Origin of the sequence: Paracoccus sp. DMF, assembly GCF_004407025.1 — a bacterium.
Taxonomy (GTDB): domain Bacteria; phylum Pseudomonadota; class Alphaproteobacteria; order Rhodobacterales; family Rhodobacteraceae; genus Paracoccus; species Paracoccus aminovorans_B.
Window position 1 is genome coordinate 1 of record NZ_SOKV02000044.1, and the last position, 23,048, is coordinate 23,048.

The 23,048-nt window shown below is 67.1% G+C and carries 21 protein-coding genes and 1 tRNA gene; 10 read left to right on the forward strand and 12 right to left on the reverse strand.

The window, feature by feature from the left end:
• Positions 1–1,024, reverse strand: a 1,024-nt coding sequence (locus E3D03_RS16815; RefSeq protein ID WP_263567910.1) for an acyl-CoA dehydrogenase family protein, incomplete at its 3' end; no start/stop codon positions are given.
• A gap of 172 nt (positions 1,025–1,196) precedes the next feature.
• Here E3D03_RS16815 and E3D03_RS16820 point away from each other — a divergent pair.
• Positions 1,197–2,627: an NCS1 family nucleobase:cation symporter-1 gene (locus tag E3D03_RS16820; RefSeq protein WP_062560265.1), complete on the forward strand. Its 1,431-nt coding sequence runs from the start codon at positions 1,197–1,199 to the stop codon at positions 2,625–2,627.
• 62 nt (positions 2,628–2,689) lie between these two features.
• On the opposite strand, the gene E3D03_RS16825 is transcribed toward E3D03_RS16820, so the two are convergent.
• Positions 2,690–4,189: a CoA-acylating methylmalonate-semialdehyde dehydrogenase gene (locus E3D03_RS16825; protein WP_263567911.1), complete on the reverse strand. Its 1,500-nt coding sequence runs from the start codon at positions 4,187–4,189 to the stop codon at positions 2,690–2,692.
• A gap of 110 nt (positions 4,190–4,299) precedes the next feature.
• Here E3D03_RS16825 and E3D03_RS16830 point away from each other — a divergent pair, with 110 nt between their 5' ends.
• From E3D03_RS16830 to E3D03_RS16845, 4 genes are all read left to right on the forward strand, one after another.
• Positions 4,300–5,193, forward strand: a complete 894-nt coding sequence (locus tag E3D03_RS16830) for a LysR family transcriptional regulator (protein ID WP_062560267.1) — start codon at positions 4,300–4,302, stop codon at positions 5,191–5,193.
• 100 nt (positions 5,194–5,293) lie between these two features.
• Positions 5,294–5,731, forward strand: a complete 438-nt coding sequence (locus E3D03_RS16835; RefSeq protein WP_062560268.1) for a CBS domain-containing protein — start codon at positions 5,294–5,296, stop codon at positions 5,729–5,731.
• A gap of 223 nt (positions 5,732–5,954) precedes the next feature.
• Positions 5,955–6,449 carry a pantetheine-phosphate adenylyltransferase gene (gene coaD, locus E3D03_RS16840; RefSeq protein ID WP_263567912.1) on the forward strand — a complete coding sequence of 165 codons (495 nt, stop codon included), beginning with the start codon at positions 5,955–5,957 and terminating at the stop codon, positions 6,447–6,449.
• A gap of 53 nt (positions 6,450–6,502) precedes the next feature.
• The gene (locus E3D03_RS16845) at positions 6,503–7,354 is read left to right on the forward strand and encodes a DUF2189 domain-containing protein (protein WP_263567913.1); all 852 of its coding nucleotides are present in this window, start codon (positions 6,503–6,505) and stop codon (positions 7,352–7,354) included.
• A 73-nt stretch (positions 7,355–7,427) separates the two neighbouring features.
• On the opposite strand, the gene E3D03_RS16850 is transcribed toward E3D03_RS16845, so the two are convergent.
• From E3D03_RS16850 to pyrC, 8 genes are all read right to left on the reverse strand, one after another.
• Positions 7,428–7,943, reverse strand: coding sequence for a polymer-forming cytoskeletal protein (locus E3D03_RS16850; RefSeq protein ID WP_062560269.1), 516 nt, complete (start codon positions 7,941–7,943; stop codon positions 7,428–7,430).
• Positions 7,933–9,225, reverse strand: a complete 1,293-nt coding sequence (locus tag E3D03_RS16855; protein ID WP_263567914.1) for a M23 family metallopeptidase — start codon at positions 9,223–9,225, stop codon at positions 7,933–7,935. The genes E3D03_RS16850 and E3D03_RS16855 overlap by 11 nt, the downstream gene beginning before the upstream one ends.
• 430 nt (positions 9,226–9,655) lie before the next feature.
• The gene (locus tag E3D03_RS16860) at positions 9,656–11,050 is read right to left on the reverse strand and encodes a short-chain fatty acyl-CoA regulator family protein (RefSeq protein ID WP_062560271.1); all 1,395 of its coding nucleotides are present in this window, start codon (positions 11,048–11,050) and stop codon (positions 9,656–9,658) included.
• 58 nt (positions 11,051–11,108) lie between these two features.
• Positions 11,109–12,317: a multidrug effflux MFS transporter gene (locus E3D03_RS16865; RefSeq protein ID WP_263567915.1), complete on the reverse strand. Its 1,209-nt coding sequence runs from the start codon at positions 12,315–12,317 to the stop codon at positions 11,109–11,111.
• Positions 12,318–12,363: 46 nt separating this feature from the next.
• Positions 12,364–12,726, reverse strand: a complete 363-nt coding sequence (locus tag E3D03_RS16870; protein ID WP_263567916.1) for a DMT family protein — start codon at positions 12,724–12,726, stop codon at positions 12,364–12,366.
• Positions 12,723–14,222, reverse strand: coding sequence for a replicative DNA helicase (locus E3D03_RS16875; RefSeq protein WP_062560274.1), 1,500 nt, complete (start codon positions 14,220–14,222; stop codon positions 12,723–12,725). Before E3D03_RS16875 ends, E3D03_RS16870 begins: the two co-directional genes overlap by 4 nt.
• Positions 14,223–14,455: 233 nt before the next feature.
• Positions 14,456–15,127 carry an orotate phosphoribosyltransferase gene (locus tag E3D03_RS16880; protein WP_263567917.1) on the reverse strand — a complete coding sequence of 224 codons (672 nt, stop codon included), beginning with the start codon at positions 15,125–15,127 and terminating at the stop codon, positions 14,456–14,458.
• Entirely contained in the window at positions 15,124–16,167 is a 1,044-nt protein-coding gene (gene pyrC, locus E3D03_RS16885) for a dihydroorotase (protein WP_263567918.1), read from the reverse strand. Before pyrC ends, E3D03_RS16880 begins: the two co-directional genes overlap by 4 nt.
• A 126-nt stretch (positions 16,168–16,293) precedes the next feature.
• On the opposite strand from pyrC, the gene E3D03_RS16890 reads away from it, so the two are divergent.
• Positions 16,294–16,605 carry an antibiotic ABC transporter gene (locus tag E3D03_RS16890; protein WP_263567919.1) on the forward strand — a complete coding sequence of 104 codons (312 nt, stop codon included), beginning with the start codon at positions 16,294–16,296 and terminating at the stop codon, positions 16,603–16,605.
• 68 nt (positions 16,606–16,673) lie between these two features.
• Here E3D03_RS16890 and gap read toward each other — a convergent pair whose 3' ends face one another.
• Positions 16,674–17,675 carry a type I glyceraldehyde-3-phosphate dehydrogenase gene (gene gap / locus E3D03_RS16895; protein WP_263567920.1) on the reverse strand — a complete coding sequence of 334 codons (1,002 nt, stop codon included), beginning with the start codon at positions 17,673–17,675 and terminating at the stop codon, positions 16,674–16,676.
• Positions 17,676–17,868: 193 nt separating this feature from the next.
• Between gap and purB the strand changes: the two genes are divergently transcribed.
• From purB to E3D03_RS16915, 4 genes are all read left to right on the forward strand, one after another.
• Entirely contained in the window at positions 17,869–19,185 is a 1,317-nt protein-coding gene (gene purB, locus E3D03_RS16900; protein WP_263567921.1) for an adenylosuccinate lyase, read from the forward strand.
• A 59-nt stretch (positions 19,186–19,244) separates the two neighbouring features.
• Complete coding sequence (locus E3D03_RS16905) at positions 19,245–20,285, forward strand: flagellar motor switch protein FliG (protein ID WP_263567922.1); 1,041 nt, start codon at positions 19,245–19,247, stop codon at positions 20,283–20,285.
• 117 nt (positions 20,286–20,402) lie between these two features.
• On the forward strand, positions 20,403–20,546 hold the full coding sequence (locus E3D03_RS16910) for a hypothetical protein (RefSeq protein WP_263567923.1): 144 nt from the start codon (positions 20,403–20,405) through the stop codon (positions 20,544–20,546).
• Positions 20,547–20,870: 324 nt separating this feature from the next.
• A tRNA-Gly gene (locus tag E3D03_RS16915) sits at positions 20,871–20,944 on the forward strand.
• A 111-nt stretch (positions 20,945–21,055) separates the two neighbouring features.
• Here the strand turns inward: E3D03_RS16915 and metG are convergent.
• Complete coding sequence (gene metG / locus E3D03_RS16920; RefSeq protein ID WP_263567924.1) at positions 21,056–22,774, reverse strand: methionine--tRNA ligase; 1,719 nt, start codon at positions 22,772–22,774, stop codon at positions 21,056–21,058.
• Positions 22,775–23,048: the final 274 nt, after the last annotated feature.

Consider the following 23,048-nt stretch of genomic DNA (forward strand, 5'->3'; position numbering starts at 1 on the left):
AGCCATAGCCGCCATGCAGTTGCAGGCACTGGTTCGCCACCTCGAAGGCGCGGTCGGTGACATGCAGCTTGGCCATGGCGCAGAACTTGCTGGCATCCGGCTCGGCCCGGTCCAGCTTCCAGGCCGCCTGGCGCAGCAGGATGCGCGAGGATTGCAGCGCCGTCTCCATCTCGGCCAGGCGGAATTGCAGCGCCTGGAACTGGTCGAGCGTCTGGCCGAAGGCGCGCCGCTCGCCCATGTAGCGCAGGGTCGCCTCCAGCGCCGCCTGTGCGCCGCCCAGGGCCCCGGCCGAGATGTTCAGCCGCCCGCCGTCCAAGCCCGCCATGGCATAGGCGAAGCCGCGGCCCTCCTCGCCGATCAGGTTCTCCTCGGGGATGACGCAATCGTCGAACTGTACCTGGGCGGTCGGCTGCGCCTTCCAGCCCATCTTGTGCTCGGGCGCGCCGAAGCTGAGGCCCGGCGTGCCGGCCTCGACCACCACGGTCGAGATGCCCTTGGGCCCGGCCGCGCCGGTGCGGACCATGACCAGGTAGCAATCCGAATAGCCGCCGCCCGAGATGAAGGCCTTGGTGCCGTTCAGCTTCCAGCCGCCCGGCACCCGCTCGGCGCGGGTGCGCAGCGCCGCGGCGTCCGAGCCCGAGCCCGGCTCGGTCAGGCAATAGGAGAACACCGTCTCCATGCTGCACAGGCGCGGCAGCCAGCGGGCGCGGTTCGCGGCGGTGCCGAACTTGTCGATCATGCCGCCGCACATGTTGTGGATCGACAGGAACGAGCCGACCGAGGGGCAGGCCATGGCCAGCGCCTCGAAGACCAGCGTGGCGTCGAGGCGCGAGAGCCCGGTGCCGCCCTGGTCCTCGCCGACATAGACCCCGCCGAGGCCCAGCTCGGCCGCCTGGCGCCACAGCGCGCGCGGCATGGTGCCGGCCTCTTCCCAGGCCCGGGCATGCGGCGCGATCTCGGCCGCGCCGAAATCCCGCGCCAAACCGAAAATCGCCGCCTGCTCATCCGTCAATCCGAAATCCATAATGTCCCTTCCCTCAGGCGCCGTTCCGGGGGCTTAGCGCCGAAATGTTGCGCGAATTTTGCACCAGTTGCCTGGTCATGCGGACGCCCGCGCGAATTTCCGTTTGAGAACGGCGCTTTGGGTCTAGCATCTGCCGGCGGCCTGCCGCGCGACAAAGGACAGTGGGAACATCATGCAAGTCACGAATCCTTCGCCCAATCTCTACAACGAGGATCTGGCCCCGGCGCGGGAGCGCCGCTGGGGCGCGTTTTCCATCTTCAACGTCTGGACCTCGGACGTCCATAGCCTCTGGGGCTACTACCTGGCCGCGAGCCTGTTCCTGCTCTGCGGCAACCTGACGAATTTCGTGCTGGCCATCGGCCTCGGCTCGCTGGTGATCTACGGGCTGATGCAGATGGTCGGGCTGGCCGGGGTGCGCACGGGCGTGCCCTTCCCGGTGCTGGCGCGGGCGAGCTTCGGCACCTTCGGCGCCAACGTCCCGGCACTGGTGCGGGCGGTCGTCGCCTGCTTCTGGTACGGCGCCCAGACTTCGGCCGCCTCCGGCGCCATCGTAGCGCTGCTGCTGCGCAGCCCGGCGATGCTGGAGTTCCACCAGACCAGCCACATGCTGGGCCATTCCACGCTCGAGGTGATCTGCTATCTCGCGGTCTGGGGCGCGCAACTGCTCATCATCCAGAACGGCATGGAGACGGTGCGCCGCTTCCAGGACTGGGCCGGGCCGGCGGTCTGGCTCGCCATGCTGATGCTGGCGATCTATCTGGTGGTGAAGTCGGGCACGATCAGCTTCGGCGCCGAGATCCCGCAGGACGTGCTGCTGCAGGCGACCCGGGACGCGGGCGTGCCGGGCACGCCGGGCAGCTTCGTCACGCTGACGGCGGTGGCGGCGACCTGGATCACCTATTTCGCCGCGCTCTACCTGAACTTCTGCGACTTCTCGCGCTATGCCAGGGACGAGCGCGCGCTGCGGCTGGGCAATGCCTGGGGCCTGCCGGTGAACCTGCTGGCCTTCTGCCTGGTCGCCGGCGTCACCACCACGGCCGCCTGGCATGTCTATGGCGAGGTGCTGCTGCATCCCGACCAGATCAGCGCCAAGTTCGACAGCGTTTTCCTGGCGGTGCTTGCCGCGGCGACCTTCGCCATCGCGACGCTGGGGATCAACGTGGTGGCGAATTTCGTCTCGGCCGCCTTCGATTTCTCGAACACCATCCCGAAACACATCAGCTTCAAGCGCGGCGGCTTCATCGCGGCGCTGATCGCGCTGGTGCTCTACCCTTGGGCGCCCTGGGAAACCAATGCCACGCATTTCGTGAACTTCATCGGCTCGACCATGGGGCCGATCTTCGGGATCATGATGGTGGACTACTACCTGATCCGCAAAGGCGTGGTGGATGTCGCGGCACTGTATCAGGAGCATGGCGAGTTCCGCTTCCAGAACGGCTGGCACGTCAAGGCGTTCATCGCCTTCGGCATCGGCATGGTGTTCAGCTCGATCCTGCCGACCTTCACCAGCCTGCTGCCCTCCTGGTGGGGCACCTACGGCTGGTTCTTCGGCGTGCTGATCGGCGGCGGCAGCTATTACCTGCTGCGCTCGACGGACCGATAGGCCTTCTTTGTTGCGAAAATACCCCGGGGGGTGCGGGGGGCAGCGCCCCCCGTTTCTTCCGTTCAGTCCATGGCCTTGAAGTTCAGCGCCACGCCGTCCTTGATCCCCGAGAACCAGCGCGCCGTCACGGTCTTGGTCTTGGTATAGAAGCGGAAGGCGTCCGGGCCATACTGGTTCAGGTCGCCGAAGGCCGACTTCTTCCAGCCGCCGAAGCTGTAATAGCTCAGCGGCACCGGGATCGGGAAGTTGATCCCGACCATGCCGACGTTCACCCGGCTGGCGAAGTCGCGCGCCGTGTCTCCGTCGGCGGTATAGATCGCCGTGCCGTTGCCATAGTCGTTGTCCATGACCAGCTTCAGCGCCTCGTCATAGCTCTGCGTGCGCACCTGGCTCAGCACCGGGCCGAAGATCTCTTCCTTGTAGATCTCCATCTCGGGCGTCACCCGGTCGAACAGCGACGGGCCGCAGAAGAAGCCGTTCTCATAGCCCTGGATCTTCAGGTCGCGGCCGTCCACGACCAGGTCGGCGCCCTGGTCCACGCCCGAGGCGATCAGCCGGTTGATGCGCTCCTGCGAGGCCTTGGTGATGACCGGGCCGAAGTCCACGTCCTCGCCGGCGGTATAGGGACCGACCTTCAGCTTCTCGATCTTCGGCACCAGCCGCTCGATCAGCGCGTCGGCGGTCGCCTCGCCCACCGGCACCGCGACCGAGATCGCCATGCAGCGTTCGCCCGCCGCGCCGAAGCCGGCGCCGATCAGCGCATCGGCCGCCTTGTCCAGGTCGGCATCGGGCATGATGATCATGTGGTTCTTGGCACCGCCGAAGCATTGCGCACGCTTGCCATTGGTCGCCGCGCGGCCATAGATGTATTGCGCGATCGGGGTCGAGCCGACGAAGCCCACGCCCTGGATCACCTCATGGTCCAGGATCGCGTCCACGATTTCCTTGTCGCCGTTCACGACCTGCAGCACGCCGTCGGGCAGCCCGGCCTCTTGCGCCAGCTTCGCCAGCATGATCGAGGTCGAGGGCACGCGCTCGGACGGCTTCAGGATCATGGCGTTGCCGGAAACCAGCGCCGGGCCCATCTTCCACAGCGGGATCATGGCCGGGAAGTTGAAGGGCGTGATGGCCGCGACCACGCCCAGCGGCTGGCGCATGGCGTAAAGGTCGATGCCCGGGCCGCCGTTGTCGGTGAACTCGCCCTTCAGCATGGCGGGGGCGCCCATGCAGACCTCGATCACCTCGAGGCCGCGCTGCACGTCGCCGCGCGCGTCGGGCAGGGTCTTACCGTGCTCGCGCGAGACCAGCTCGGCGAGCTTGTCCATGTTGTCGTTGATGAGCTGGCCGAATTTCATCATCACCCGGGCGCGGCGCTGCGGGTTGGTGGCGGCCCAGCCGACCTGGGCGCGCGCGGCGCTCTGGATCGCGGCGTCAAGCTCGGCCGGCGTCGCCAGCGGCACGCGGGCGATCACCTCGCCGGTCGCCGGATTATAGACATCGCTGAACCGGCCCGAGGTGCCCTTGACCTCTTTGCCGTCGATCCAGTGGTGAAGGTCTTCCATGGGTGCCTCCCGAGGGTTTCACATCTTCGGACGGATCATAGACTTGCAGCATTGCCGGAAAAAGAGGAAGTCTGGCAAAAGGGTTTTGCATTTTTGCAAAGGGATCGGCGATGGACTGGGACGACCTGCGCATCTTCCTGGCGGTGGCGCGCGCGGACAGCCTGTCGGCGGCGGGCCGGCGGCTGGGCATCGACGCCTCGACCGTGGGCCGGCGCGTGGCGCGGCTCGAGCAGGGGCTGGGCGCGAAGCTCTTCGTCAAGACGCCGCAGGGCTATGCCTTGGCTGCCGAGGGCGAGCGCCTGCTGCCGCATGCCGAGGCGATGGAGATGGCACTGACGGGCGCGGAAGAGGCGCTGACCGGCCCGGGCGATCTTTCCGGGCAATTGCGCATCGGCGCCCCGGACGGCTGCGCGAATTACCTGCTGCCGCAGGTCTGCGCCGAGATGGCCCGGGCGCATCCGGGGCTGGAGATCCAGATCGTCGCCCTGCCGCGGGTCTTCAACCTGTCCAAGCGCGAGGCCGACATGGCCATCGCCGTCTCGCAGCCGCAGGCCGGCCGGCTGGTGGTGCAGCGGCTGACCGACTATCACCTGCACCTGGCCGGGCACGAGGATTACCTGCGCGCCCATCCGCCGATCCGCGCGCGCGAGGATCTGCGCGGCCACCGCATGATCGGCTATATCGCTGACATGATCTTCGACCGAGAGCTCGATTACCTGACCGAGACCGGCGCCGATTGGGCGCAGCTGACCTCGAACTCGGTCTCGGTGCAGATGCAGGCGATCCGGGTCGGGGCGGGTCTGGGCATCGTGCATGATTTCGCGATTCCCTTCTGCCCCGGGGTGCGGCGGGTGCTGGCCGACCAGATCGCGCTGACCCGCGGCTTCTGGCTGATCCGGCACCAGGACGACCGCCGCTCGCAGCGCATGAACCGGCTGGCGGATGCCCTGGCGCAGGGCATCCGGGCCGAGGTGGCGCGGCTTCAGGCGCTGGTCTCGGCCTGAGGGTGCAGGCGTGCAAGAGCGGGCTTGACGCAAGCGCGGGTTGCGGCAACGCTGGGCGCCAGGGACGGTCGTCGCCGTCCCGAGCTGAGGAGGAATATGCATGCTCGTCAACCAGATCCTGTCGATGAAAGCCAGCGGCGAAATCTATACCGTCGCCCCGGACGCCAGCGTGGCCGACGCCGCGCGGCTGCTGTCCGAGCGGCGCATCGGTGCGATCGTGGTGTCCGAGGATGGCAAGGTGCCGCTGGGCATCCTTTCGGAACGCGACATCGTGCGCGAACTGGGCCGGCGCGGCGCCCAGGTGCTGGACCAGCCGATCAGCGAGGTGATGACCCGCAAGCTGATGACCTGCACCACCGGCGACGATGCGCTGGTGATCCTCGACCGCATGACCCAAGGCCGGTTCCGCCACCTGCCGGTGGTGAACGAGGCGGGCGAGATGCTGGGCATCGTCTCGATCGGCGATGCCGTCTCGGCCCGGCTGAAGGAACTCCATGCCGAGAAAGAGGCGCTGACCGGCATGATCATGGGCAACTGAGCCCGCGCCCGCGCGCGCCAGGCCCCGAAGGCCGCCGCCTCGGTGCATACCCTGTGTACGCGCGGTGCACGCGCGGTGCACGCAGATCACAGCGAAAACCCCAGCCTTTGCTGGGGTTTTTGCGTCGCGGGCCGCGGCTCTTGCCCTGCGCAACGCACGGTGCTGTTGCACCCGCCGAAAAAACCCTGTTTGACTGCGTGTGATCGGCAAGGACAGGACCATCATGCGCATCGGCCTTTACCCAGGAACCTTCGATCCCATCACGCTTGGCCATCTGGACATCATCGAACGCGCCATGGCGCTGGTCGACCGGCTGGTGATCGGCGTCGCCATCAACCGAGACAAGGGACCGCTGTTCGATCTGGAAGAGCGGGTCGGCATGGTGCGCAGCGAATGCGACGCCATCGCGCGCAAGACCGGCGGCGAGATCCAGGTGCATCCGTTCGAGAACCTGCTGATCGACTGCGCCCGCGACGTCGGCGCCACGGTGATCGTGCGCGGGCTGCGCGCGGTCGCCGATTTCGAATACGAATTCCAGATGGTCGGCATGAACCGGGCGCTGGACGCCAGCATCGAGACCGTGTTCCTGATGGCCGACGCCCGGCGCCAGGCCATCGCCTCGAAGCTGGTCAAGGAAATCGCCCGGCTGGGCGGCGACGTGTCGAAATTCGTGACGCCGCCGGTCAATGCCGCGCTGATGCGGCGTTTCGCACGCTGAGGCTTTTTCTTTAACGCTTCCCTGCTAACCTTCGCCGAAAGACGGAGGCGCTGATGGTCGTGACCGATTCGGATCCCAAGCCCATTCCCATGCCGATCCCCGAGCCCGGCCGGGATCCGCTGCCCGACCCGCTGCCGGACCCCGGCCCGGACGAGATTCCGCTGCCCGCCGTGGTCAGCTTCGACGCCATCCCCGCCGTGCTGGCCGCGGGCTGGCGGGATTTCCGCACCGCCCCGGCCTTCGGCCTGCTCTTCGCGGCCTTCTATGTCGCGGGCGGGCTGGTGCTGACCGCGGTGGCCCTGGCCTCGGGCCAGGAATGGTGGCTGATGCCCTTCATCGTCGGCTTTCCGCTGATCGCGCCCTTCGCCGCCGTCGGGCTTTACGAGGTCAGCCGGCGCATCGAATCCGACCAGCCGCTGCTATGGCGCGAGGTGCTGTCCGTCGTGCTGGCGCAGAAGGACCGCCAAGTGCCGTCGATGGCGATGGTGATCCTGCTCATGTTCATGTTCTGGGTTTTCGTCGCCCATACCACCTTCGCGCTGTTCATGGGCGTCTCGGCGCTGACCAACATCACCTCCTCGCCCGAGCTGCTGCTGCAGGGCCGCGGGCTGGTCATGCTGCTGGTCGGCACGCTGATCGGCGCCGGCTTTGCGGCGGTGCTGTTCGGCATCACCGTGGTCGGGCTGCCGCTGATCCTCGACCGCGAGGTCGACCTGGTTTCGGCCATCATCGCCAGCTTCCAGGCCGTGACGTTGAACCTGCCGGTCATGCTGGCCTGGGCGGCGGTCATCACCGGGCTGCTGTTCCTGGGCTTCCTGCCGATGTTCCTGGGGCTTTTCGTGGTGCTGCCGGTGCTGGGCCATGCCAGCTGGCACATGTATCGCCGGCTGATGCCCGACACCTGAAACAGGGCGCCTGAAACGGCAAGAGGCGGCCCACTGGCCGCCCCTGGAACCGTCTTTCGCGCGGGTGGCGCGATCAGTTGTCGCTGGCGCTTGCGGCGGCGGCCGGGCGCGCGGCGGGCGGCGCCAGTTTCGGCGTCACGCCATTGGCCAGCGGATCTTCCTGGCGCTGCACCGAGCCCTCGAAATGCGCGCCGGATTCGATGGCGATGGTCTTGTGGATGATGTCGCCCTCGACGCGGGCGGTGGCGGTCAGGCGGACCTTCAGCCCGCGCACGCGGCCGACGACACGGCCGTTCACCACGACCTCCTCGGCGACGATCTCGCCGCGGATGGTGGCGCTTTCGCCGACGACCAGCTGATGGGCGCGGATATCGCCCTCGACCGTGCCCTCGACCTGGATGTCGCCCTGGGTCTGGATATTGCCGGTGACGGTCAGGTCCGGGGACAGGACCGAAGGCGCGGTCCGGGTGCGCTGCGGGGCCGAGGCGGGAATGTCGTAGGTCGTCTCAAGGCTGCGCGGCTGCTGTTCGGGTTCGGGCGTCGGCTGGGTGCGGGGGCCAGGTTCGGTCACTCGGGTCTTAGAAAACATTCTGGGCTGCCTTGATGAAGCTCATGGGATCCACGGCACGACCGTTCACGCGGACCTCGTAGTGAAGATGCGAGCCGGTCGATCTGCCGGTATTGCCCATATCACCGATCCGGCTGCCGCGCGACACCTTTTGGCCGACCTTCACGCGAATCTTGGACATATGGCCATAGCGGGTCTCGGTGCCGAGCGCGTGCTGGATCTTGACCAGGTTGCCATAGCCGCGCTGCCAGCCGGCAAAGACCACCACCCCGTCTCCGGTCGAAAAGATCGGCGTGCCGACCGGCGCGGCCATGTCGATGCCCTCATGCGCGCGGCCCCAGCGGCGGCCATAGGGCGAGGTATAGCGGAAGGCCGATTGCAGCGGCATGGCCAGCGGCATCTTCTCGACCGCGATGCGATAGCTGTTCATCTGGTCCAGCGTGATCAGGATCTCGTTGGCCTTGGCCTCGCCCTGGCTGATCTCGGCATTGCCGCTGGAGGAATAGCCGATCGGGTTCAGCGGACCGCCCTGGCCGGAATAGCCGCGGCGCACGGTGTCGAGGATCTCGTCGGGGTTCATGCCGACGCTGCGGAACATCTCGTCCAGCGGCTTGACCGAAACGGTCACCGCATCCTCGAGCTGGGTCAGGATCTGGTCGTTGCGGGCGACGATCTGGTCGCGCTCGATGGAGACGGCCTCGGCCGTGCGGCGGGCGTCCTCGGCCTCGCGCACGGCATCGGCGCGGTCCGCGGCGGCGCGCTTCAACTCGCCCGAAAGGATGTCCAGCGCCGCCTGCAATTCGGCGGTGCGCACCGCCGGCGCGGTCGCGCTGGCCTGATCGGCCTCGGCCTGGGCCTGGTGCTGGGCCTTGACGGCCTGTTGCAGGCTGGACTGCACGGCGCCCATGCCGGTTTCCAGCTCGCGCCGGCGCGCTTCCGAGTCGAGCAGCTGCGACTGCATGCGCGACACTTGGTCCAGCGCCACCGTGAAGCGGTTCTGCGCGGCGGCGGCCTCGGCGGCGCGGCTGTCGCGCTCGGCCGAAAGGTCGGTCAGCCGCGCCTCGAAGGCGGTTTGCGAACGACGGGCCTGATCGCGCGACGACCCGGCGCTGATCGCGTCGATGACCAGGATCGAACTGGCGATGATGCTCCAGCCGAAGACCAGCGCGATGCCGCCCAAGGCCACCAGTTGCGTCGCCGGACGCAGCCGCAGGAAGCGGGTGGTCTTGTCCGACTTCAGGAAGAGTCGCTGTTCTGGCAACCAGCGCTCAAGCACCGAATTCAGGCTATGGGTAATGCGCAATGTCCCGGGTCCATGTTGTTTTCGCCGGACCGGCCGGCGGGGCGGGTCTGTGGGCGCTGGCACGGATAAATCCGAGCTGTGCTCAAAGCGCAACATCGCAGGAATATCTGCGCAAGACTTGGGCGGATTGATGCCGATCCCTCGCAAGCGGCTGGTGGATATTCGCCGGTGCGGCGTTCGGACGCAAATATCAATCCCAGGTTGAAATTCGAGCATCGCGCCGCAAGCCTGCGGGATATAGGCAATTCTACCGATGCGCCGTGCGGGCCAGTGCAGAACTAAGACCTTTTGCCGAGGGGCCTTCGGGGCTGCCTGTAAAATAGGCAGATGCGTCCAAGCGGCGCGGAACTGCTGGTTCCGGCGTGGCGATTCTGTCGCACCGGCCCGGATCGAACGGAACCGGCGCGCGCCGGTTGCGTTCGTGGCGCCCTCAGGCGATTTCGTAGGGCAACGGCCCGGGGCGGTCCGGCGGAATGCGGATATGGCGGTCCATCGGCGGCACCGAGCGCTGATGGCAGGCCGGGCGCGGGCAGATCCGGCACGACACGCCGATGGGCTCGAACAGCTGCGGATTGCCGACGTCCAGCCCGTCGGCATAGACCAGATCGCGGGCGTGGCTGACCTCGCAGCCCAGGCCGATGGCAAAGCGCCGCACCGGCGCGCCAAAGGCCCCGGCCGGTTTCGACACGTCGCGCGCCAGCAGCAGGTAGCGCTTGCCGTCCGGCGTCTCGGCCAGCTGGCGCAGGAAGCGGCCGGGGGTTTCAAAGGCCTGGTGCACGTTCCACAGCGGGCAGGCGCCGCCGAAACGGGCGAATTGCATCCGCGTCGCCGAGTGGCGCTTGGTGATGGTGCCTGCCTGATCCACGCGGACGAAGAAGAACGGCACGCCCCGATCGCCGCCGCGCTGCAGGGTCGAGAGCCGATGCGCTATCTGCTCGAGCGAGGCGTGGAACAGATGCGCCAGCCGCTCGAGGTCGTGGCGCTCGGTCCGGGCGGCCTCCATGAAGCGGGCATAGGGCATCATCGCCGCGCCGGCGAAATAGTTCGCCAGCCCCAGCCGGGCGATGTCGCGGGCCGAGCCGCTGCGGAAGCGCGCCAGTTCCAGCGTCGCTTCCAGCAGGTCGCCGCGGCTCTCCAGGGCCAGCAGGTGCAGAAGCTGGAAGGCCTGGGTCGCCGGCTCGGCCGCCGCGTTCAGGGTGACGCGCTTGCCCTCGCGCAGATAGACCGCGCCGCTGCCCAGTTCCGCCTGGGTCACCTCGATGCCACGCTCGGCCAGGCCCGCGATGGCGCGCTCCAGCGGCCGCATGTTGGGGCGCGTGCGGGCGAACTGCTCGGCCGCGCGATCCACCGCGTCGATGTAATTGTCGCAATAATGGAAGAAGTCGCGCACCTCCTCCCAGGGCGAGGGGGTGGCGTTCTGGGCGCCGGCCCCTAGCGCCTCGTCCATCGCCGCCAGCCGCTCCTGCCCCTCGCGATGCGCGCGGTAGAGGTCCAGGAAGGCGCGGGCCAGCGCCGGGGCATTGGTCGCGGCCAGGCGCAGGTCGGCGCGGGGCGGCGCGCTGTCGAACAGCGGATCGGCCAGCGCCTCGGCCATGTCCATCACCATGCGGTCGGCGTCGCCCACCGCCATCGCGCCCAGGTCGACCGCGAATTCCGATGCCAGCCGCAGCAGCACCCCGGCCGAGACCGGGCGGTGGTTGTTCTCCATCTGCGACAGATAGGGCAGCGAGACGCCCAGCCGGTCGGCGAAGGCGCGTTGCGTCAGGCCGGCGCGGGCGCGGGTTTCCCGCAGCGCCACGCCGGCATAGATCTTTTGGGTGGCCATGGGCGTCCTCTTTGCAAAGACAGGAATACGCTTTGCAAAGGCTGGCCGGCAAGGGGGATCAGCGCCCCTGGATCACCCGCCGCTCGCGGATCATCGCCCAAAGGATGAAGGCGATCGAGGCGACGGCCGAGACCGCCATGATGACCAGAAGCGGCGCCGCGCCGGTATCGTCATGCAGCAGCGCACCGGCCAGCGCCGCCAGCCCGGCGCCGCCCGCCACCGCCATCGCGCCGCCCAGGCCGCTGGCGGTGCCGGCCAGTTCGGGGCGCACGCTCATCATGCCGGCATTGGCATTGGGCAGCAGCATGCCGTTGCCCAGTCCCATGAAGCCGACCGCGCCGAAGAAGACCAGCGGCGTCAGCCCGCCCGCCAGGTCCACCATCAGCGCCGCGATCAGGAAGGCCGAGCAGATCACCGCCCCGGCCAGGATCATCCGGTTCATGCCGATGCGCGTCGAATAGCGCGCCGAGACGAAATTCCCCAGCGCATAGCCGATCGAGGGACCGGCGAACCAATAGCCGACCTCGGCTGGCGAAAGGTGCAGCACGACCTGGCCGACGAAGGGCGCGCCGCCCAGATAGGCATAGAACGACCCGGCGCTGAGCGTCGCGGCCAGCGCATAGCCCCAGAAGCGCTGCGAGCGCGCCAGCACCGGATAGGTCGCGACCTGCTGGCGCAGCGGCACGCCGCCGCCGCGCGCGGTCTCGGTCAGATCCCAACTGCACAGCGCCATGACCGCGATGCCGGCCACGCCCATGGCCACGAAGCTGGCGCGCCAGCCCAGCGTCTCGTCCAGCACCCCGCCCAGGGTCGGCGCGATCATCGGCACCAGCGACATGCCCATGGTGACATAGCCGATCATGCTGGCGGCCTGGTCGGCGGGCACGATGTCGCGCACCACCGCCCGGCTGACGACGAAGCCGGTGGTCACCACTGCCTGCACCAGCCGGAAGGCCATGAACCAGCCCGGATCGCGGGCCAGAAGCGTGCCCAGCGTCGCCAGCAGGAAGATGGCGAAGGACCCCAGCACCACCGGCCGGCGCCCGAAACGGTCGCTGATCGGCCCGCAGAGCAGTTGCAACACCGCGCTGACCGCCAGGAAGGCCGAGACCGACAGCTGCATGAAGCCGTATTCGACCCCGAAATCCCGCGCCATCGCCGGCAGCGAGGGCAGGAAGATGTTCATCGACAGCGCGCCCGTGGCCGAGATCGACACCAGCGTGATCAGATGCGGCCGGCGCGCGGCAGGTGGGGGCAGGGTGGTCATGGCGCTAGATTGCCCGTTGCGCGGGCAAAGGCAACCGCCCGCGGCGTCAAGGCGCGACGGGTCCGAAGCGATGGAAGATCAGGAAGGCGCCGAAGCAGATGAAGCCGAAGCCGAGCGCGATGTTCCAGGTCAGCTTCTCGCCCAGCCACAGCCATGAGAACAGCACGAAGATCGACAGGCTGACGACCTCCTGGATGGTCTTCAGCTGGGCGGCGCTGAAATGGCCGTAGCCGAAGCGGTTCGCCGGCACCTGCAGCAGGTATTCGAAAAAGGCGATGCCCCAGCTGACCAGGATCACCACCAGCAGCGGCGTCCCCTTGAACTTCAGATGCCCATACCAGGCGATGGTCATGAACAGGTTCGACGCGATCAGCAGGCCGACCGTGACCAGCGGCACGGGCAGGTTCATTCGGACCGATCCCAGCTGCGGTGCTTTTCAAGGTTGCCGAAGCGGGTGAAGCGGCCCTCGAAGGACAGCTCGACCGTGCCGATGGGACCGTGGCGCTGCTTGCCGATGATGACCTCGGCCTTGCCATGGCAGGATTCCATGATCTGCTGCCAGTTCGCCATCTTGTCGAGATCATGGTCGGCAGGCTTTTCGCGCTCGCGGTAGTATTCCTCACGGAAGACGAACATGACGATATCGGCGTCCTGCTCGATGCTGCCGGATTCGCGCAGGTCGGACAGCTGCGGCCGCTTGTCCTCGCGGCTTTCGACCTGGCGGGACAGCTGCGACAAGGCGATGACGGGGATGTCCAGCTCCTTGGCGATGGCCTTGAGGCCCTGGGTGATCTCGGAGACCTCGTTCACCCGGCTGTCCTTGGCGCTGGCGGCGCGCAAGAGCTGCAGGTAGTCGACGATCAGCACGTCAAGCCCCATGGTGCGCTTCAGCTTGCGGGCGCGGGCGGCGAGCTGGTTGATCGGCAGGGCCGGGGTGTCGTCGATGAACAGCGGGCAGTTCTGCAGGTCATGCGCCGCCTTCACGAAGCGGCGGAACTCCTCCTCGGACATGTCGCCGCGGCGGATCGATTCGCTCGGCACCTCGGCCGCTTCGGAGAGGATCCGCGCGGCCAGCTGCTCGGCCGACATCTCGAGGCTGAAGAAGCCGACGACGCCGCCCGCCACCGTGCCATGGCTGCCGTCGGGCAGCTCGCCCGTCTTGTGCGCCTTGGCGACGTTGAAGGCGATGTTCGTGGCCAGCGAGGTCTTGCCCATCGAGGGCCGCCCGGCCAGGATGATCAGGTCCGAGCGGTTCAGGCCGCCCATCTTGCCGTCCAGATCGACCAGCCCGGTCGAGACCCCGGACAATCCGCCCCCGCGGCTGAACGCGGCATTGGCGGCGTTCAGCGCCCCGGTGACGGCGGCGAGGAAGCTCTGGAAGCCGCGCTCGGCCACGCCCTGCTCGCCGAGCTTGTAGAGCACCTGCTCGGCTTCCTTGATCTGCTCCTCGGCGGAATCGCTGACCGAGACGGTGGCCGCGCGGGCGGAAATGTCCTGGCCCAGGTTGATCAGCTCGCGCCGCAGGGCGAATTCGCGGATCATCTGCGCATAGTCGCGCGCGGCATGGGACGAGATCGCGGCCCCCGCCAGACGGGCCAGATAGGCCGGGCCGCCCAGCTCCTTCAGCCCGGCGTCGTTCTCCATGAAGGCCTTGATGGTGACCGGGCTTGCGAGCGCGTTCCGGGCGATGCGCTCGGCGCTGATCTCATAGATGCGGCGATGCACCGGATCGTAGAAATGCTTGGGCTGGATGATGCGCGAGACGTGGTCGTAGACCTCGTTGTTGGTCAAGAGCGCGCCCAGCAACTGCTGCTCGGCCTCGATGGAAAACGGCACCGCCTGCGCGGCCGCGGCCTCGGCGATCTCGCTGGGTTTCCTGATTTCAAGCGCGCGCAACTCGCTCATCCCTGAAGCCTCCGGCGGTTCGGATGGGTGGGGCTCTTATCCCTCGAACCGGCGAGCGCGTCCATCGGGATATGCTGTGGATAAGCTGTGGGCAGATTGCCGCCTTTGCGCGGTTGCGCGCTTGGCATGGGTATTTGCAAAACAGAGAGGGCCTGCGCCGCCGCGGTCGGCTTCTCTGTTTTTCAAATACCCATGCGGGCTTGCGGCGGCCCGATCCCGCCGCCGTGGGACAATCAGGGCTGCGCGGCCTGCCAGGCGCGCGGGTCGGTCAGGAAGCGTTCGACCTCGGCCAGGGTTTCGGCATCGTAGAACCCTTGCGCCTTGGCCTCGGCCAGCACGTCCCACCAGGTGCAAAGGTGGTGCAGCTGAACGCCATGGTCGGCCAGGCGCTGCGTGGTCTCGGGGAAGATGTCGTAATAGAAGATCACCGCGGTATGGCCGCAGGTCGCGCCGGTCTCGCGGATCGCGTCGACGAAGCTCAGCTTCGAGCCGCCGTCTGTGGTCAAGTCCTCGACCAGCAGCACGCGCTGGCCTTCGGTCATCGCGCCCTCGATGCGGGCATTGCGGCCGTAGCCCTTGGGCTTCTTGCGCACATAGGTCATCGGCAGTTCCAGCCGTTCCGCGACCAGTGCCGCGAAGGGGATGCCCGCCGTCTCGCCGCCGGCGATATTGTCGAAGGCGTCGAAGCCCGCGTCGCGCAGCACGGTCGCCGCCATGAAGTCCATCAGCGTCGAGCGGATGCGCGGGAAGCTGATCAGCTTGCGGCAGTCGATATAGGTCGGCCCCTTCAGCCCTGAGGCATAGGTATAGGGCTCGGCCGCGTTGAAATGCACCGCCTTGATTTCCAGCAGCATGCGGGCGGTCAGGCGGGCGATCTCCTCGCGCGGGGGGAAGGGCAGGGTCATGCGGGATCCTCGACGTGCCAGTAGAGCGGGAAGCCGGGGTCGAAGACGGTGACGGTCTCGTCGCCGGCGCGGATATGGGTCGGATAGGGCGCGGGCGTGTCGCGCCGGACCAGCCGGATGCGGTCCTCGTTCGCGGGCAGGCCGTAGAAGGCGGCGCCGTTGAGCGCGGTGAAACCCTCGAGCCGGTCGAGCGCGCCGTCTTCCTCGAAGACCTGGGCCAGGATCGACATGGTGTTCGGCGCGGTGAAGCAGCCGGCGCAGCCGCAGGCCGATTCCTTGGCCCGGTCCGGATGCGGCGCCGAGTCGGTGCCGAGAAAGAAGCGCGTATCGCCCGAGGTTGCCGCGCGGCGCAGCGCCAGGCGATGCGTCTCGCGCTTGGCGACCGGCAGGCAGTAGTAATGCGGGCGGATGCCGCCGACCAGGATATGGTTGCGGTTGATGACCAGGTGATGGGTGGTGATGGTCGCGCCGATATTCTCGTTCGCGCTGACATAATCCACGCCGTCCGCGGTGGTGATATGCTCCATCACCACGCGCAGTCCGGGCGTCTTGCGGCGGATCGGGTCCAGCACGCGGTCGATGAACACCGCCTCGCGGTCGAAGATGTCGACGGCGGGATCGGTCACCTCGCCATGGAAGCACAGCGGGATGCCGGCCTCGGCCATGGCGTCCAGCACGCCGCGCACCTTGTCGAAATCGCGCACGCCCGAGGCCGAGTTGGTCGTCGCCCCGGCCGGATAGAGCTTCACTGCCGCGATGATTCCATCGCGATGCGCGGCGACCACGTCGGCGGGATCGGTCGCCTCGGTCAGATAGAGCGTCATCAGCGGACGCAACGTCACCTTGGATCCCAGCGCGGCCCGGATCCGGTCGCGATACGCCGCGGCCTGCGCCCCGGTCACCACCGGCGGCACCAGGTTCGGCATGATGATCGCCCGGCCGAAATGGCCGGAATATGAAGCCACTGCCTGCAGCATGTCACCGTCGCGCAGGTGCAGGTGCCAGTCGTCGGGGCGTCGAAGCGTAAGCGATTTGTTCATGCCGTCCCTGTATACCGGGCGTGGCTGCAAGGCCATAGGGCAATGGGCGGGACCAAAGAAGCACTTGGCAATCGCCCAGCCAGAGAGCAATTTTATTTCAACCGCTCTTCTCGAAGGGATTCGAATATGTTCGGATTGATGAACCAGACCAGCATGCAGGTGCCGCTTCTGCTTTGGCAGCAGATGGCGCGCATGGCCTGGGAATCGCAGATGGTGATCGCGTGGCGCACCGCCGGGATGATGGGCCTGGTGCGCCAGGATGCCGAGGAACCGCAGCGCATGGTCATCGAAAAGGCCAATGCGGCGTCCGAGGCCATGCATGCCGCGCTGCGCGCCGCCGGGCGCGGCGAGCGTGCCGACAAGGTCATGGCCGCGGCGCTGCGGCCCTATCGCCGCCGCACCAAGGCCAATGTCAAGCGGCTGTCGCGCAAGGATTGATCGACGCGGGGCCCGGAATGCAAAACGCGCCCCGGACGGGGCGCGTCTGCATGTCGCGGGCGCGGATCTCAGATCAGCTTGCCCATCGCCACGGCGGTATCCGACATGCGGTTCGAGAAACCCCATTCGTTGTCGTACCAGCTGAGGATGCGGACCAGCTTGCCCTCCATCACCTTGGTCTGGTCCATGTGGAAGACCGAGGAATGGCTGTCGTGGTTGAAGTCCGAGGACACCAGCGGCTCGTCGGTATAGCCCAGGATGCCCTTCAGCGGGCCGTCGGCGGCGGCGCGGATGGCGTCGTTGATTTCCTGCACCGAAGTGTCGCGCTTGGCCTCGAACACCAGGTCCACGACCGAGACGTTCGGGGTCGGCACGCGGATCGCGACGCCGTCGAGGCGGCCCTTCAGTTCCGGCAGCACCAGGCCCACGGCCTTGGCGGCGCCGGTCGAGGTCGGGATCATCGACAGCGCGGCGGCGCGGGCGCGATACAGGTCCTTGTGCATGGTGTCCAGCGTCGGCTGGTCGCCGGTATAGCTGTGGATCGTGGTCATGAAGCCCTTGGCGATGCCGATGCTGTCGTTCAGCACCTTGGCGACCGGCGACAGGCAGTTGGTGGTGCAGCTGGCGTTCGAGACCACCAGGTCGTCCTTGGTCAGCGTGTCGTCGTTGACGCCGAAGACGATGGTCTTGTCGGCATTCTCGCCCGGGGCCGAGATCAGCACGCGCTTGGCGCCGGTCGACAGATGCGGCTGCACCTTTTCCTTCGAGGTGAAGATGCCGGTGCATTCCATGATGACGTCGACATCACCCCAGGGCAGTTCGGCCGGGTTGCGGATCGCGGTGACCTTGATCGGGCCGCGGCCGACGTCGATCGAATCGCCCGAGACCGTCACCTTGGCGGGAAAACGGCCATGGACCGAGTCGTAGCGCAGCAGATGCGCGTTGGTCTCGACCGGGCCCAGGTCGTTGATCGCCACGACCTCGATATCATTGCGCCCCGATTCGATGATCGCGCGCAGCACGTTCCGACCGATACGACCAAAGCCGTTGATCGCCACCTTGACAGCCATGGGGGTTCCTCCGCCGCTGATGAAGTTTCGCGCTGCAAATAGCCCGGCTTGCGGGGGAAATGCAAATGGGCTGCGCGATGTTTGCGACCAAACTGCGCCGAAACCGCCCCGCGCGGCGCGATCCCGCGATGGCCCCGCAGTTGCGGCCGGCCCCCCGAGCCACTAGAACCCCGGCAAACACCAGGAGTTTCCGATGATCCCGCGCTATTCCCGCCCCGAAATGGTCGCCATCTGGTCGCCCGAGACCCGCTTCAAGATCTGGTACGAGATCGAGGCGCATGCCTGCGACGCCCAGGCCGACCTGGGCGTGATCCCGCGCGAGAACGCCGAGGCCGTCTGGCGCGCCAGGGACGTGGAATTCGACGTCGCCCGCATCGACGAGATCGAGGCCGTGACCAAGCATGACGTCATCGCCTTCCTGACCCACCTGGCCGAGCATATCGGCAGCGATGAGGCGCGCTTCGTCCACCAGGGCATGACCAGCTCGGACGTGCTCGACACCACGCTGAACGTGCAACTGGTGCGCGCCGCCGACATCCTGCTGGCCGACATGGACAAGGTCTTGGCGGCGCTGAAGAAACGCGCCTATGAGCACAAGGATACGGTGCGCATCGGCCGCAGCCACGGCATCCACGCCGAGCCCACCACCATGGGCCTGACCTTCGCCCGCTTCTATGCCGAGATGGCGCGCGGCAAGGCCCGGCTGGAGCGCGCGCGCGAGGAAGTCGCAACCGGCGCGATCTCGGGCGCGGTCGGCACCTTTGCCAATATCGACCCGGCGGTCGAGGAGCATGTCTGCGCGAAACTGGGCCTGCGTCCCGAGCCGATCAGCACGCAGGTCATCCCGCGCGACCGCCACGCCATGTTCTTCGCCACGCTGGGCGTGATCGCCAGCTCGATGGAGAATATCGCCATCGAGATCCGCCACATGCAGCGCACCGAAGTGCTTGAGGCCGAAGAATTCTTCAGCCCCGGCCAGAAGGGTTCGTCGGCCATGCCGCACAAGCGCAACCCGGTGCTGACCGAGAACCTGACCGGCCTCGCCCGCCTGGTGCGCATGGCGGTGATCCCGGCGATGGAGAACGTGGCGCTGTGGCATGAACGCGACATCAGCCATTCCTCGGTCGAGCGCGGCATCGCGCCCGATGCGACGATCACGCTGGACTTCGCGCTGAACCGCCTGGCCGGCGTCATCGAAAAGCTGGTGGTCTATCCCGAGAACATGTTGAAGAACATGAACAAGTTCAAGGGCCTGGTCATGTCGCAGCGCGTGCTGCTGGCACTGACCCAGGCCGGCGTCTCGCGCGAGGATGCCTATCGCCTGGTCCAGCGCAACGCCATGAAGGTCTGGGAACAGGGCGCCGATTTCAAGACCGAACTGCTGGCCGATGCCGAGGTGACGGCGGCGCTGACGCCGGCCGAGATCGAGGAGAAGTTCGACCTCGGCTATCACACCAAGCATGTCGACACGATCTTTTCGCGGGTCTTCGGCGAAAAGCCCGCGCATTAACCGCGCGTTCGCATATCTGTGCCAGATTGCCCCCGACGACAGATGAATCGGGGGCAAACATGGGCGTTCCGGCTATCGGCGGGTTGCAACTGACCGCGCGCCAGAAGGCGGCGGTGATCGTTCGGCTGTTGCTTGCCGAAGGCGATGACATCGACCTGGCCCGGCTGCCGCCGGGGCTGCAGACCGACCTGGCGCAGGAAATGGCGCTGATGGGCATCATCGACCGCGATACGCGCAATGCCATCGTGGCGGAATTCTGCGACCGGCTGGAATCGGTCGGCCTGTCCTTCCCGGGCGACATCGACGGCACGCTGGACCTGCTCGACGGTCATCTCTCGCCCGACACCACCGACCGGCTGCGGCGCATGGCGGCGCTGAACGGCGACGGCGACCCCTGGGACCGCATCGCGGTGATGGCGCCGGCGCTGCTGGCCGAACTGGCCCGGACCGAGGCGGTCGAGATCGCGGCGGTGATGTTTTCCAAGCTGCCGGTGCCGCGCGCGGCCGAGGTGTTCGGGTTGCTCGACCCGCAGCTGGCGCGCCAGATAGCCTATGCCATGTCGCTGACCGGCGGTATCGAGGCGGCGGCGCTGCAACGGATCGGCAAGGCGCTGATCCAGGCCGCCGACGCGGTGCCGCAGCCGCCGCTGCAGGGCAAGGCCGGCGAAAAGGTCGGGGCGATCCTGAACTTCTCGCCCTCGACCATGCGCGACAGCGTGCTGGCCGGGCTCGACGACGACGACGCGGGCTTTGCCGGCGAGGTGCGCAAGACCATCTTCACCTGGGCGCATGTGCCGCATCGCGTCGATCCGCGCGACATTCCCCGCCTCACGCGCGAGGTGGACAATGCCGTGCTGCTCAAGGCGCTGGCCGGCGCCAGGGGCGACGCGCGCGAGACGGTCGATTTCATCCTGGGCGGCATCTCCAGCCGGCTCGCCGAGTCGATGCGCGAGGAGATGGAGGCGCTTGGCAAGATCTCGATCCGGGACGCCGAGGCGGCGATGGACGAGGTCGTCGCGACCATCCGCCGGATGGAGGCGGCGGGCGACCTGTTCCTGATCTCGCCCGAGCCCGAAGAGGACGAGCCGCCTGCGACCTGATCTTGCCACGGGAGGCCCGTCGCTGCTAACGGCTTGCCTGACAGGCGGCGCTGGCCTGAAAGCGGGCAGTGCCGCGGGCCGGCGGCCGGGTCACGGACGCGCCATGGAAAGGAAGCCATGACCAATCAGATCGCTATCGTCCTGCTGGTGCTGGTGCTGGTGCTTTTTGCCGCCGACGCACTGGTGCTGCACTGGAACCTGCCGCTGTTCCTGGGCAAGGAATTCGCCGGGCTGATCGAGTATCTCAGCTTCTGGCGCTAGGCTGATAATTCCCAGATCAGGCGACAGTGCCGCCCATCGGTGGTCGGCGGCGCCTGCCCACGTCGCGCGGCGTCCAGATAGCGCCAGAACGCGGCATTGTTTGTACTGGTTCAGACCCCGAGCTCGTCGTCTCGGCCGCCAGATCGCGGCGACAATCGCTGTCCGATTTCCGCAAGCCGTCCGGCCCCTTCGCCCGAGGCCCAGACCCGGTTCCCGAGGCATTCCGGCCCTGCCGGCGAAGCGCGATTGCTCCAACCGCGCCGGCCGAGAATCCGCTTGGTTGGGATTGCACTTGCCTCGCGATCAAGGTAAATGAGACGGCACGCGGGCGTAGCTTAATGGCAAAGCTTCTGGTTCCCAACCAGATGACGAGGGTTCGATTCCCTTCGCCCGCTCCAAATCTCCGCACAATATAGCGATTTGTCCGCAGCTTTGCCAGCCTGGCGAGGGCGCCGCTGAGAATGCAACGGGTCATGCATTCTCCTGCGGTTCCAGGCCCAACACATTAATCAGTCGCGGATTCCCTTGAAGCGGTCTTGCCATTCGTCGCGGCTCTCATCGCTGATCTTGGCGAAAAGCACCTCCGGCACGGTGAAGGCATGGCCCGCGGGCAGCGCCTGCAGCGCGGCGGCGACATCGCCGGGCCAGCTGCGGTCCCGGGTCTGCATCGCGGCCAGCATCGCGTCGGCGGCGAAGGGGATGAAGGGGGCCGAGAGCACAGCATAGAGCCGGATCAGGTTCAAGCCCAGGCGGACCTGCATCGCGGCCTTGTCCGGGTCGGTCTTGAAGCTGGACCAGGGCGCGGCGGATTGCAGGTATTCGTTGCCGAGCACCCAGATCGCGCGCAGCTCGGCGGCGGATTTGCGGATCTCGGTATGGTCCATGAAGCCTTCATAGGCCCGGATGCGGGTGGTCAGCGCCTCGATCAGCGCCGCTTCCTCGGGGCCGTAGCTGCCGCCCTCGGGGATGGTCTCGCCGAATTTGCTGCGGCAGAACTTGGTGATGCGGCTGACGAAATTGCCCAGCACGTCCGCCAGGTCCTTGTTCACCGATTGCTGGAAATTGTCCCAAGTGAACTCGCTGTCGCCGGATTCGGGTGCGTGCGACAAGAGCCACCAGCGCCAGTAATCGGCGGGCAGGATCGACAGCGCCTGGTCCATGAACACGCCGCGGCCCTGGCTGGTCGAGAACTGGCCGCCGTCATAAGTCAGGTAATTGAAGGACTTGATGTAATCGACCAACTTCCAGGGCTCGCCCGAGCCGATGATCGTGGCCGGGAAGCTGAGCGTGTGGAAGGGCACGTTGTCCTTGCCCATGAACTGGGTATAGGTCACGTCCTCGGCGCCCTCGTCGAGGCGCCACCAGCGGCGCCAGGCGCTGTCGGGCTCGCCCCGCGCATCGGCGCCCTCGGCGGTGGCGGCGATATATTCGATGGGCGCGTCGAACCACACGTAGAAGACCTTGCCCTCCATCCCCGGCCAGGGTTTGTCGCCCTTCTTTACCGGGATGCCCCAGTCGAGGTCGCGGGTGATGCCGCGGTCCTGCAGCCCGTCGCCGTCGTTCAGCCATTTCCGCGCGATCGAGGTGGTCAGGATCGGCCAGTCGGTCTTGCTGTCAAGCCATTGGGAAATCTGGTCTTTCAGCGCGCGCTGCCGCAGATACAGGTGCTTGGTGGCGCGGATTTCCAGGTTGGTGCTACCGCTGATGGCGCTGCGCGGCTCGATCAGGTCGGTCGGGTCGAGCTGCTTGGTGCAGTTCTCGCACTGGTCGCCACGGGCCTTGTCATAGCCGCAGTTCGGGCAGGTGCCCTCGATATAGCGGTCGGGCAGGAAGCGGCCGTCGTCGATGGAATAGACCTGCTTTTCCTCGACCTCGGAGATCCAGCCGTTCTCGTCCAGCTTGCCGGCGAAATGCTGGGTCAGGACGTGGTTGCGTTCGCTGGAGGAGCGGCCGAAATGGTCGAAGGACAGGCCGAAATTGCGGGCGATTTCTGCTTGGATTTCATGCATTTCCGCGCAATAGACCGGCACCGGCTTGCCGGCCTTTTTCGCCGCGAGCTCGGCCGGTGTGCCGTGTTCGTCGGTGGCGCAGATGAACATCACCTCATGGTCGCGGGCGCGCAGGTAGCGGGCATAGAGGTCGGCCGGAAGCTGCGAGCCGATCAGATTGCCGAGGTGCTTGATCCCGTTGATATAGGGGATCGCCGAGGTGATGAGATGCCGGGCCATGTGTCGCGTCCTAAGAGGTCGGCGCCCTGTCTAGCCGCGATGGCGGGCGATGGAAAGTGCGCGCGTTGCAAGCCGGGCCTGCGCAACGGTGCTGGGGTCGATGGGCCGGAAAGTCGGGAAAAGCTGGGGTTTCGGGCTGTGCCGGTGGTGCAGCGCGCGTACACCGGCTGTACACCGTGCGTACACCGCTTCGGCGTCGCGGCTTGGCCGGGGCAGGGGGGCTCTGCCCCCCGCGCCTGATGCGCCCCTCGATGGGGCGCGTCAGGCGCTCCCC

Bases quoted from the DNA above. Each gene is read 5' to 3' on its own strand.
- E3D03_RS16820 (WP_062560265.1), top strand. From the start codon at position 1,197: ATGCAAGTCACGAATCCTTCGCCCAATCTCTACAACGAGGATCTGGCC.
- E3D03_RS16825 (WP_263567911.1), bottom strand. From the start codon at position 4,189: ATGGAAGACCTTCACCACTGGATCGACGGCAAAGAGGTCAAGGGCACC.
- E3D03_RS16830 (WP_062560267.1), top strand. From the start codon at position 4,300: ATGGACTGGGACGACCTGCGCATCTTCCTGGCGGTGGCGCGCGCGGAC.
- E3D03_RS16835 (WP_062560268.1), top strand. From the start codon at position 5,294: ATGCTCGTCAACCAGATCCTGTCGATGAAAGCCAGCGGCGAAATCTAT.
- coaD (WP_263567912.1), top strand. From the start codon at position 5,955: ATGCGCATCGGCCTTTACCCAGGAACCTTCGATCCCATCACGCTTGGC.
- E3D03_RS16845 (WP_263567913.1), top strand. From the start codon at position 6,503: ATGGTCGTGACCGATTCGGATCCCAAGCCCATTCCCATGCCGATCCCC.
- E3D03_RS16850 (WP_062560269.1), bottom strand. From the start codon at position 7,943: ATGTTTTCTAAGACCCGAGTGACCGAACCTGGCCCCCGCACCCAGCCG.
- E3D03_RS16860 (WP_062560271.1), bottom strand. From the start codon at position 11,050: ATGGCCACCCAAAAGATCTATGCCGGCGTGGCGCTGCGGGAAACCCGC.
- E3D03_RS16865 (WP_263567915.1), bottom strand. From the start codon at position 12,317: ATGACCACCCTGCCCCCACCTGCCGCGCGCCGGCCGCATCTGATCACG.
- E3D03_RS16870 (WP_263567916.1), bottom strand. From the start codon at position 12,726: ATGAACCTGCCCGTGCCGCTGGTCACGGTCGGCCTGCTGATCGCGTCG.
- E3D03_RS16875 (WP_062560274.1), bottom strand. From the start codon at position 14,222: ATGAGCGAGTTGCGCGCGCTTGAAATCAGGAAACCCAGCGAGATCGCC.
- E3D03_RS16880 (WP_263567917.1), bottom strand. From the start codon at position 15,127: ATGACCCTGCCCTTCCCCCCGCGCGAGGAGATCGCCCGCCTGACCGCC.
- pyrC (WP_263567918.1), bottom strand. From the start codon at position 16,167: ATGAACAAATCGCTTACGCTTCGACGCCCCGACGACTGGCACCTGCAC.
- E3D03_RS16890 (WP_263567919.1), top strand. From the start codon at position 16,294: ATGTTCGGATTGATGAACCAGACCAGCATGCAGGTGCCGCTTCTGCTT.
- gap (WP_263567920.1), bottom strand. From the start codon at position 17,675: ATGGCTGTCAAGGTGGCGATCAACGGCTTTGGTCGTATCGGTCGGAAC.
- purB (WP_263567921.1), top strand. From the start codon at position 17,869: ATGATCCCGCGCTATTCCCGCCCCGAAATGGTCGCCATCTGGTCGCCC.
- E3D03_RS16905 (WP_263567922.1), top strand. From the start codon at position 19,245: ATGGGCGTTCCGGCTATCGGCGGGTTGCAACTGACCGCGCGCCAGAAG.
- E3D03_RS16910 (WP_263567923.1), top strand. From the start codon at position 20,403: ATGACCAATCAGATCGCTATCGTCCTGCTGGTGCTGGTGCTGGTGCTT.
- metG (WP_263567924.1), bottom strand. From the start codon at position 22,774: ATGGCCCGGCATCTCATCACCTCGGCGATCCCCTATATCAACGGGATC.